Raw genomic sequence first — 10,067 nt, 5'->3', positions numbered from 1 at the left:
GGCGTGGGTTCGAACAACTCCTTCGAGCTCGAAGATCTTGGTCACAGTGGAATGCGATTCCGCATCAAGACGACGAAGGGCGATTTGGTGGCGAACTGGATGCCGCCGCACCGCAACGGCGTTCCCCAACACATCGTGGCCAAGCTCGGCTCCGATCGCTACCTGCGTGTCTTCGTCGATGCGCAGCAGGTCTACGCCCGATCGGTGAGTGCGTCGAGTAAGCTCGACAACTGGCCGGAGCAGGGCCGCCTGCAGCTGGGTCTGTACGACACCACGAAGGCGTGGGCGGGCGAGTACAACCTGCTCGCCGTGCACTGTGACAACAAGCACAACACCAGCGCGGGCAGCTTCTACGCGGAAGGCCCCAACGCCTTCATCACGGACCGCGATCCGGCCGGTCATGGCACGCACGTCGCCGGCGCCCTGTCGGGTAGTGGTCTCGGCTCCCTCGGTCAGTACCGCGGTGTTGCGCCCCAGGCGCCGATCTACGACCTGCGCGTCCTCGACGGCGACGGCAGGGGCACGGTCAGCGGTGTGCTCAGCGCCCTGGACTGGGTGGCTAACAACGCCAAGCAGTACAACATTCGTGTGGTGAACATGAGCCTGGGTAAGGCGGTCGAGACGGCTGCTGAGTTCGATCCGCTAGTGCAGGCCGTGGAAGCACTGTGGGACGAAGGCATCGTGGTGGTGGCCTCGGCCGGTAACTACGGTTCCCTCGGCAACTTCTACATCACGAGTCCCGGCATCGCGCGCAACATCATCACCGTGGGCTCGGTGACGGATGCGGCCACGGGTGCGAACTTCGCCGATGACTACGTGTCGAGCTACTCCTCGCGTGGGCCCACCATGTACGACCACTTCCTGAAGCCGGATCTGCTGGCGCCGGGTAACCGCGTGGTGGCAGCGGTGGCTGGCCACGCCAACTTGAAGGACCAGCTGCCCGAGGGTGTGGTCGAGTGCCTTCTCGACTGCAACGGCGGCAGCTACCTCGAGATGTCCGGCACCAGCATGGCGTCAGGCGTGGTCTCCGGCGCGGCAGCATTGATGCTGGCGCAGGATCCCTCGCTGAATCCGGCCACGATCAAGGCCCGCCTGATGCGCTCCGCGCGCAAGATCGCCGGCGATCCGGTGGAGGTTGGAGCGGGTGTGCTCGACGTGCAGGCCGCCCTGGCGCAAAACGGCTTCGCCGCCACCGCCCCGTCGCCGAAGATGTCCCGTTCGAACCAGGGGTCGGTGATCCTGATCGAGGACACGGCCGAGCTGTGGGGTTCCGCTCAGTGGGGCGCCGCTTACCTGTGGAGTGACGGCTACCTATGGAGCGACGGTTACCTCTGGAGCGATGGTTACCTGTGGAGTGACGGCTACCTGTGGAGTGACGGTTACCTCTGGAGCGATGGCTACCTGTGGAGTGACGGTTACCTCTGGAGCGACGCGTACCTGTGGAGTGACGCCTACCTCTGGAGTGATGCGTACCTGTGGAGCGACGGCTACCTGTGGAGCGATGGCTCCATCAGTCAGGATGCCGTCGGCCGCGGCGACTAGGCCCACGAGCGACAGGAGTGAAAGCGATGAATAAGCTGATCATGTCGATCGTGTTGGTCCTCGGGGTGTCCGGCGCCGCCGGCGCCCCGGTCCTGAGCGCACCGGGGGATGACCTCGGTGTGCGCGGGGCGCCCGCGCCGCACCCGGTCGAGCGCGTCACGGTGGCTACGCTGGGGGGAGGTGATGCGCAGATCATCCTCCTGCGCCTCGGGGTCGACCCGGGTCTTATCGAGCGCCATGCGGACGGGGTGACTGCCCCGCTCACGCTCGGTCAACGTGCCGCCCTAGGACGCCTCGAGAGCGTGCAGCTGCGCTGACCTGATAGATTCATTAGTGTTTGGGTAGGCGGTCACCGGGGAAGCTCGGTGGCCGCTCTTTTTTTTTAGCTGGCAGCGCGTTCGTGGCTGCCGGTGGCGGGCGTCGCCAGCTCCGCGGCCACCACGCAGTTGCGCCCCCTGGACTTGGCGCGGTAGAGCGCTAGATCCGCTTCGCGGAAGAGCGAGAGCGGTTCGCGCTCCTCTTCTTCCGGCGGCAGGGTGGCGACGCCGACGCTCAGGGTGACGTGCGCAGAGATGCTCGAGTCTGGGTGCGGTATCGCGCACTGCTCCAAGTGCGCACGCAGGGCCTCCCCCAGCTTGGCGGCTTCGGTCGGATCCGTGTTCGGCAGCAGTACAACGAATTCCTCTCCGCCGTAGCGTGCGAGTAGCGTCTCTGCCGCGTTCCTCGCGCAGAAGTTCTCCAGCTCATCGGCGACGGCACGCAGGCACTCATCGCCCGCGCCATGCCCCACGGCGTCGTTGTAGCGTTTGAAGTAGTCGATGTCCGCGACCAGCAAGCCCACGGCGCAGCCCTTCGCCCGCGCCTCCTGCCACGCCACATCCAACCGCGAAGCGAAGCGGCGCCGGTTGTAGAGGTTGGTGAGCGGGTCGCGCTCCGACAAGGTCTTGAGCTCTTCGACGAGCGCTTCCTTCTCCAATCGGTTCTGCTCGGACGTGACCAGCGTGTGATGCACGCGATGGCCGGAGATGAGCATGAAGGTGAACCAGGCCAGCCATTCGGCGATCAGCGTGTAGTCGAAGTCGCTCTCCAGCGGCCACATGAGCAGCGGCAGGGCGAGGGCCAGCGGCACGGTGAAGCAACCGAAGGTCACGATGGAGGCCGAGGTGGTGGCGATGGCGGCGCCCACCACCCCAGCCACGGAAATGACGGCGATGGTGAGTTCGGGCGGAGAGCCGAGGGAGACCACAGCGTGGACGTTGACGACCCAAGCCGCCGCGTGACATAACGTAGTAGCCGCGTGGAGGTTGCGCCAGGCAAGCGGGGTCGTGAGCGCAGGGCGAAGTCGGTGCGCAACGTAGAGCGCACTGCGCCCCACGGCGAAGGCCAGTGTCAGTCCTATCCACCAGTACTTGGAAGCGACAGGTAGCTCGCTCCCGTAGTAGGCCAGGTTGATGCCGAACACGATGAGCGCCCCGAGCACCGTCGCTGGAATGTGGCAGTACAGGATGGCGATCAGCCGCGCCTGCAGGGCCGCCTTCAAGCGGCCGGTGTGTTTGGGACTCACACTCGTCCCTCCCCCCTGGCAGACCCGCCAGTGAACCGGATTCGGCTGTCGGGAGCAAGTTGAGCGCGCTGTCGTGGACCTTACCGCTGCTGGCCAGTGCTATCCTCGGCCGCATCACTTCGGTGCTTGCGCACCCCACCGAGTCAGCGACCGGCGGCGGTTGGATAACGGGAAAGGCGTACGGATGGAGGCCATCTACGATCCCTCGCCGATCGAGGCACGGGTACGGGAGCGATGGGCAGCGGCGAGGAGCGTCTGCGCCATCCGTAGCAACGTCGCGGACATGTCCTTGGAGCACCTGCGACGTTGCGTGATGCGTGATGTGAGCGCGCGCTACCAACGCATGCAGGGCCTGCACCGAGCACCGCTAGAGGCCGAGCCGTGCGCGGTCGATTGGCCCGTGGCGGAAGACCCACCCAGGGATGGTGAATGGAATCCGGCGCCCATCTTCGACGCCTACGGGGCGGACACCGTTCGTTTGTTTCTGCTCTCCAACTCGCCCCCTGACCAGCGCTTGGAATGCACTGAGAGCGCTCTCCAGGGCGCCCGGCGCTTTCTCCGCAAGCTCTGGCGGTTGATCTACCGGCACACCTACGGCGGCCCCACCCAGGCGCTCGATCGCCGCGCGCTGGATGACGAGGCCAGGGCCATGCGTCGGCGGACGCACGAGACCATCGCCAAGGTGACCGATCACATCGGTCGTCGCCGTACGTCCCACACGGCTATCGCGGGCATCATGGCGTTGGTGAATGCCGTGATCGAGTTCGAGCAGATGGACGAGGCGGGACGTGCCGTCACGCAGGAGGCCCTGGAGACGGTCGTGCTGATCCTCTCGCCCATCGCGCCCTACCTCACCCAGGCGCTGTGGCAGGGGCTGGGTCACGAGGACACTTTGATGGACGCGCCATGGCCGCCGATCGATGGGGCGGCGCTCGCGCGTGAGGAAGTCGAGTGGGTGGTGCAGGTGAACGGGAAGCTGCGCGGGCGCATCGTGCTGCCGCGAGCGGCCGATCGCGCTCGGGTGGAAGGATTCGCCAGGGCTAACGTCAACGTCGCTAGAAACATACAAGGCAAGCAAATTAGTAAGGTAATTGTGGTGCCCGGTAAGCTGGTGAATCTGGTGGTGACCGGATGAAGCACTTTGAAGCGATGAGGTGGGGCGTGGTGGCGGTGCTGTGCGCCGTGCTCGCCGGCTGCGGCTTCACCCTCCAGGGCACGGGCGATCTGCCCGATGAGATGCGCGCCACCTACCTGGAAGCCGCTGACGCGAGCAGCGAATTCGCCGTCGCGTTGCGGCGGACCATGGATGCGCGCGGTCAGCCCCTGGTGGCCAACCGCGCCCAGGCCTCAGCCGTGCTGCGCTTACTGGAGGATGAGGCAGGCGAGCGCATCCTGTCGGTCTCGGCGACGGGGGTGCCCGAGGAGTTGGAGCTGTACCACACCGTACGCTTCCAGCTGCGGGCAGGGAATCGGGTGTTGATCCGCGACGAGCAAATCACCGTGACCCGCGACTATCGTTTCGATCCCAACGACATCCTCGGCAAGCGTCGCGAGGCGCAGCTGCTAAAGGACGCGTTGGTCACCGATCTGGTGAACAGGTTTTTCCGGCGTCTGGACCTACTCGCCCGCGAGGATGCCTGACCGGCCGTCCGCGCGCGGCGTGCTGCGCGTTCGCGACGTGGATCAGCGCGCCTTGAGCGCTCTCCTGGCGCGGCTTGGCTTGGGTTTCGAACTGCTCGCCCCCGAGCAGGTCGTTCCTGGCTCCTACTGGGGCGACGCTGAGGCAGGGCTGGTCGCGCACCGCCTGCTCGCGCGGCCGGACACGCCCGTGCATTCGGTGCTTCACGAAGCGTCCCACTACGTCTGCATGGACGACGCCCGGCGGGCTCGTCTGCACACGGACGCCGGCGGCGACGACGAGGAGGAGTGCGCCGTGTGCGCGCTGCAGGTGCTGCTGGCGGACGAACTGCCCGACGTGGGGCGCGAGCGGATGCTGAGCGACATGGACACCTGGGGCTACACCTTTCGCCTCGGATCTGCGCGGCGCTGGTGGTACACGGAGGCGGAACAGGCCCGGGAGTGGCTCGCCGCCCGCCGCTTGGCGCCCCTCTAAGGCGGGTCGAATCGCGGCCGATCCCGTCTGCGGTGCGCCCGCGCGGACGCGACGTTATGATGGCTATCGGGATTTCAACGGATGACCGCTTGAAGCTGACCACCGACAATCTCGCCACCCACCTTCAGCAGGACCTCCAGCCCGCCTATCTGGTCAGCGGGGATGAGCCTCTGCTGGTCATGGAAGCCTGCGACACGATCCGCCAGGCGGCGAGGAGTCAGGGGTTCTCCGAGCGGATGACCTTTACCACCGGGCGGGGCTTCGACTGGCAGCAGCTCCTCGCGGAGGGTGCGAGCCTGTCGCTCTTCGCTGAACGGCGGCTCATCGAACTGCGTTTGAATTCGGCCAAGCCTGGCAAGGTCGGAGACAAGGCGATCTGCGATTTTCTGGCTGCGGAGCCGACGGATACGCTGCTCCTGGTGATCGCGCCGAAGCTGGACAAGACCACGTCCAAGGCCGGCTGGGTGAAGGCGCTGACCGGCGCCGGTGAGCACCTCGCCCTGTGGCCGCCTGACCTGCAGCAGCTGCCGAGCTGGATCGCGCAGCGCTTGCGCTCACGGGGCTTCGAGGCCAGTCGTGAGGCAACGGCCCTCATCGCCGACCGGGTGGAAGGCAACCTGCTGGCCGCGGCCCAGGAGGTGGACAAGCTATCTCTGCTGCACTCGCCGGGACCGCTCGACGAGCAGGCGGTGCGGGAGGCGGTGGCCGACAGTGCCCGCTACGACGTCTTCGCCCTGGCGGACGCGGCCCTGGCCGCCCGCGCACCGCGCGCCTTGCGTGTGCTCGGCGGTCTGCGCGCAGAGGGTGCGGAGCCGACCTTGGTGCTGTGGGCGCTCACCCGTGAGCTGCGCTCCCTGGCGGCCATCGCTTGGGCCCTGGCCACCGGGCGACCGGAGGCGGAGGCGATGCGCGGGGTCTGGCCGAGACGCCAACGTCTGTTGGCGAGTGCCGCACGGCGCCTGACCCTGCCGGGTATCCACCGCGCCTTGCGCCAGGCCGGGTACGCGGATGAAGTGGTGAAGGGGGCGCGACCGGGTGTAGACCCCTGGACGGTGGTGACGGGATTGGTAGTGAGCGTTTGTGGAGTAACGGCATGAGTGCCATCGGCGTCTTTGGTGGCACCTTCGATCCTGTGCACTACGGGCATCTGCGCACGGCCTTCGAGCTGCAGCGCGCCCTGCGCCTGGACGAAGTGCGGTTCATGCCGGCCGGCACCCCACCCCACCGCGATCAGCCCATGGCCGATGCGAGCTTGCGCCTGCGCATGGTGCAGGCGGCGGTGCAGGACCTGCCGGGGTTCACCGTCGATGACCGTGAGCTGCGGCGGGAGGGGCCTTCCTACTCGGTCGATACGCTGAGCGATCTGCGCGCTGAGTTTCCGACCCGACCCCTGCTGCTGATCGTCGGCATGGACGCCTTTATCGGCTTGCCCAAGTGGCACCATTGGCGCGAGATCCTGCAGTTGGCGCACGTGGTGGTGGCGCATCGCCCCGGTTGGCGCACGCCGGCGACCGGTCCGCTGGGAGAGCTGTTGGTCGACCGTGGCACCGGCACCGTCGGTGACCTACACGAATCGATCGGTGGGCACATCTACATTCACGCGGTCACCCAGTTGGAGATCGCGTCCACCAGCGTGCGGACGCTCATCGCACGCGGTCACGACCCCAGGTTCCTGATGCCTGAGGCGGTACGAGAGATCATCTTCGAAACGGGCTGTTACCGAAAACCGGGCGAGGGGTCCGGCGATTCGGCAAGCACCGGGGAGGGCGAGCAGACGGCATGATGACGCAAGCGGCGCTAGCAGAACTGGTCGAGGGTGCGCTCGAGGAGCTCAAAGCGCGGGATATCCGCGTGCTCGATGTGAGCGGGCTCACGAGCATCATGGACACCATGGTGGTGGCCAGTGGCACCTCGGATCGACACGTGCGTGCTCTGGCAGACAAGGTGGTGCAAGCGGCGAAGGCGGCGGGCGTCCCGCCCCTCGGCATGGAGGGGGAAACCCAGGGCGAATGGGTGCTGGTGGATCTCGGCGATCTGGTGCTGCACATCATGCTGCCTCAGATTCGCGATCTCTATCAGCTCGAGAAGCTGTGGGATGCGCAACGCTTCGGCGGCGCAGATCTCGCCAACGACCTACGTTAGCCAATGCGCATGCGCCTACTCGCCGTGGGCACGCGCATGCCTGCTTGGGTCAACACCGCTGTAGACGAGTACTGTCGTCGACTACCGCGCGATCTGCCGCTCGAATTGGTGGAGATCGCCCCCGGCGCCCGCAGCGGTACGCGCTACGATGCCGCGAAGGCGATGGCGCAGGAGGCTCAGCGGCTCACGGCCAAGCTCGAGGCGCGAGACCACGTGGTGGCCCTGGAAGTCGATGGCCGTCAGGTCGACACGCAAGGCCTCGCCACTTGGCTGCAGCGTCGCCGGGAGCAAGGCCAGGATCTCGCGTTTCTGATCGGCGGCGCCGACGGGCTGGATAGCTCCCTTGGGTCGCGTATTCAGGAGCGTCTATCCTTGTCCTCCCTGACCCTCCCCCACGCCATCGCACGCGTCGTGTTGGCCGAACAGCTCTACCGTGCTTGGACTGTTACCGTGGGGCACCCCTACCATCGCGCCGCGCCGGCCAGCGCCGTGTCGCGGTGAGGGTGGCAAAAGCGCTGATGGCACCAACGCACGCAGAGGATGTCGGATTCGAGGTGTGGCTGGCGTCGGCGTCGCCGCGCCGCGCTACGCTGCTGGCCCAGTTGGGCCTGCGTACCCGGCAATACCCGGTCGACGTCGATGAATCGGTGCGGCCTGGCGAGGCACCGGTGGATTACGTCAGGCGGGTGACGGGGATGAAGCTTGAGGCAGCTGCGTCGCGCCTGATTCATGAGCAAGCCGGCCCTTCGGTGCCGCTGCTGGCGGCCGATACAGCAGTAGTGCTCGACGGCGAGTCCTTAGGAAAACCGCGTGACCGAGCGCATGCCTTAGGAATGCTGCGACGCTTGTCCGGCCGTGCCCATCAGGTGTTCACGCATGTGGCGGTGGGCGATCGGGCCGGCGCCGTGCACCAAGCGACATCGGTGACCGACGTTCGCTTTCGTCCGCTGGACGATGGCGAGCTCGCGCGTTACTGGGAAGGTGGGGAACCGCACGGTAAGGCCGGTGCCTACGCGATCCAGGGGCTGGGCGCGGCCTTCATCGAGCGCATCGACGGCAGTTATTCGGGAGTGATGGGCTTGCCCCTATTCGAGACAGTCAAATTGCTCGCGGCCGTGGGGGTGCACGTTGTCTGATACGCCCGCCAATCCGCCGGTTCGCGGTGCCACCGCGTCCAGCACCATCGTCACCGGGGGCGCCGGCGTGAGTGGTCGGCGCGTGGTGGCCAAGGAAGTGCTGGTCAACGTTGCCCCGCGCGAGACCCGGGCCGCGCTGCTCGAGAACGGTCTGTTGCACGAGGTGTTCATCGAGCGGGCGAGCCATCGCGGCTTGGTCAGCAACATCTACAAGGGCCGCGTCTCGCGCGTGCTCCCGGGGATGCAGGCCGCGTTCATCGATATCGGCCTCGAGCGCACGGCCTTCCTGCACGCGTCCGATATCGCGCCGCCGGAGCTGGATGAGGACGGTATCGAGAGTCCTCGCGCCGAGAGCATTCGCGAACTCGTGAGCGAGGGGCGCGAGATCCTGGTCCAGGTCCTAAAAGACCCGATAGGCACCAAGGGCGCCCGGTTGACCACCTACATCACGATTCCCTCGCGCTACCTCGTGTACCTGCCGAAGGGGCAGGGCATCGGCGTGTCGTCGCGCATCGAAGACGAGGCTGAGCGTCAGCGTTTGCGCGAGGTGGTGGGGGACCTGGTCAATGTGGCGAGCGAGCGAGAGCAGCTCGGCGGCTACATCGTGCGCACCGTTGGCGAGGGAGCGAGCGTCGAGGCGCTCCGGGCCGACATGATTTTCTTGCGCCGACTCTGGGGGCTGATCTCCCAGCGCGCGATCGAGACGGCCCCCGGCGAGCTGGTGCATGAGGATCTGCCGCTGGCATCCAGGTTGCTAAGAGATTTGCTCGGTTCTGAGATGGAGCGCGTGCTGGTGGACGACGAGTCCGCCTATGGGCGGATGGTTGGCTTTACGCGCACCTTTGCGCCGGAGCTCAGCGAGCGTATCGAGTACTACGACGGCCCGCGGCCCATCTTCGATCTCTACGGTGTGGAAGACGAACTGGAGCGGGCCTTGGACAGGCGCGTGTCGCTCAAGAGCGGTGGCCACCTGGTGATCGATCAAACCGAGGCCATGACCACGGTGGATGTGAACACGGGCGCCTACGTCGGTCACCGCAACCTTGAAGAGACGATCTTCCGCACCAATCTCGAGGCCAGCGAGGCGATCGCCCGACAGCTGCGCCTGCGCAACCTCGGCGGCATCATCATCGTGGATTTCATCGACATGCTGGACCAGGAGCACAAGCGCCAGGTCATGCATTCGCTCGAACGCCACCTGAGCACGGACAACGCGCGCACGCAGATCTGTGAGGTCTCCCCCCTCGGCTTGGTGGAGATGACACGCAAGCGCACGCGCGAGAGCCTGGAACACCTGCTGTGCGGGGCGTGTCCAACCTGTGACGGCAAGGGTCGGGTCAAGACCGCGCAGACCGTGTGCTACGAGATATTTCGCGAAATCGCACGCCAGTCGAACAGCTTCGATTTCCAGGAGATCATGCTGTTGGCCAGCGCCGAGGTGATCGAAGTGCTCTTGGACGAAGAATCTTCCGCGCTGGCCGCGCTCGAAGAGGGTACGGGCCGCCCCATCCGCTTGCAGCAAGAGGATAGCTACGTGCAGGACCAATACGATGTCGTGCTCATGTAGCGC

Annotated in this window: 12 protein-coding genes; 11 read left to right on the top strand and 1 reads right to left on the bottom strand. The window is 66.3% G+C overall.

From position 1 onward, the window contains the following. Both AAF184_13935 and AAF184_13930 read left to right on the top strand, forming a co-directional pair. A partial coding sequence (locus tag AAF184_13935; GenBank protein MEO0423434.1) for a S8 family peptidase occupies positions 1 to 1,542 on the top strand: 1,542 nt, incomplete at its 5' end. Positions 1,543 to 1,568: 26 nt separating this feature from the next. Further along, positions 1,569 to 1,859 carry a hypothetical protein gene (locus AAF184_13930; protein ID MEO0423433.1) on the top strand — a complete coding sequence of 97 codons (291 nt, stop codon included), beginning with the start codon at positions 1,569 to 1,571 and terminating at the stop codon, positions 1,857 to 1,859. 65 nt (positions 1,860 to 1,924) lie between these two features. Here AAF184_13930 and AAF184_13925 read toward each other — a convergent pair whose 3' ends face one another. Continuing rightward, positions 1,925 to 3,106: a GGDEF domain-containing protein gene (locus AAF184_13925; protein ID MEO0423432.1), complete on the bottom strand. Its 1,182-nt coding sequence runs from the start codon at positions 3,104 to 3,106 to the stop codon at positions 1,925 to 1,927. Positions 3,107 to 3,290: 184 nt separating this feature from the next. Between AAF184_13925 and AAF184_13920 the strand changes: the two genes are divergently transcribed. From AAF184_13920 to rng, 9 genes are all read left to right on the top strand, one after another. Then, the gene (locus tag AAF184_13920) at positions 3,291 to 4,241 is read left to right on the top strand and encodes a class I tRNA ligase family protein (GenBank protein ID MEO0423431.1); all 951 of its coding nucleotides are present in this window, start codon (positions 3,291 to 3,293) and stop codon (positions 4,239 to 4,241) included. Next, positions 4,238 to 4,747, top strand: coding sequence for an LPS assembly lipoprotein LptE (gene lptE / locus AAF184_13915; GenBank protein ID MEO0423430.1), 510 nt, complete (start codon positions 4,238 to 4,240; stop codon positions 4,745 to 4,747). The genes AAF184_13920 and lptE overlap by 4 nt, the downstream gene beginning before the upstream one ends. After that, on the top strand, positions 4,740 to 5,219 hold the full coding sequence (locus tag AAF184_13910; protein MEO0423429.1) for a hypothetical protein: 480 nt from the start codon (positions 4,740 to 4,742) through the stop codon (positions 5,217 to 5,219). Before lptE ends, AAF184_13910 begins: the two co-directional genes overlap by 8 nt. An 89-nt stretch (positions 5,220 to 5,308) precedes the next feature. Then, positions 5,309 to 6,316 carry a DNA polymerase III subunit delta gene (gene holA, locus AAF184_13905; protein MEO0423428.1) on the top strand — a complete coding sequence of 336 codons (1,008 nt, stop codon included), beginning with the start codon at positions 5,309 to 5,311 and terminating at the stop codon, positions 6,314 to 6,316. Next, positions 6,313 to 7,002 (top strand): nicotinate-nucleotide adenylyltransferase, encoded by a 690-nt coding sequence (nadD, locus tag AAF184_13900; GenBank protein MEO0423427.1) that lies wholly within the window; start codon positions 6,313 to 6,315, stop codon positions 7,000 to 7,002. The genes holA and nadD overlap by 4 nt, the downstream gene beginning before the upstream one ends. After that, positions 7,002 to 7,361: a ribosome silencing factor gene (rsfS, locus tag AAF184_13895; GenBank protein MEO0423426.1), complete on the top strand. Its 360-nt coding sequence runs from the start codon at positions 7,002 to 7,004 to the stop codon at positions 7,359 to 7,361. The genes nadD and rsfS overlap by 1 nt, the downstream gene beginning before the upstream one ends. 3 nt (positions 7,362 to 7,364) lie before the next feature. Then, the gene (gene rlmH / locus AAF184_13890) at positions 7,365 to 7,862 is read left to right on the top strand and encodes a 23S rRNA (pseudouridine(1915)-N(3))-methyltransferase RlmH (GenBank protein MEO0423425.1); all 498 of its coding nucleotides are present in this window, start codon (positions 7,365 to 7,367) and stop codon (positions 7,860 to 7,862) included. Positions 7,863 to 7,879: 17 nt separating this feature from the next. Further along, positions 7,880 to 8,497, top strand: coding sequence for a nucleoside triphosphate pyrophosphatase (locus AAF184_13885; protein MEO0423424.1), 618 nt, complete (start codon positions 7,880 to 7,882; stop codon positions 8,495 to 8,497). Between the two features lie 82 nt (positions 8,498 to 8,579). Further along, positions 8,580 to 10,064 carry a ribonuclease G gene (gene rng, locus AAF184_13880; protein MEO0423423.1) on the top strand — a complete coding sequence of 495 codons (1,485 nt, stop codon included), beginning with the start codon at positions 8,580 to 8,582 and terminating at the stop codon, positions 10,062 to 10,064. The last annotated feature ends 3 nt before the right edge of the window (positions 10,065 to 10,067 follow it).

Source organism: Pseudomonadota bacterium, assembly GCA_039815145.1.
In the GTDB taxonomy this organism is placed as follows: domain Bacteria; phylum Pseudomonadota; class Gammaproteobacteria; order Steroidobacterales; family JBCBZW01; genus JBCBZW01.
The sequence above is the reverse complement of the archived record's forward strand: the minus strand, read 5'-3'. Positions and strand labels throughout refer to the sequence as shown.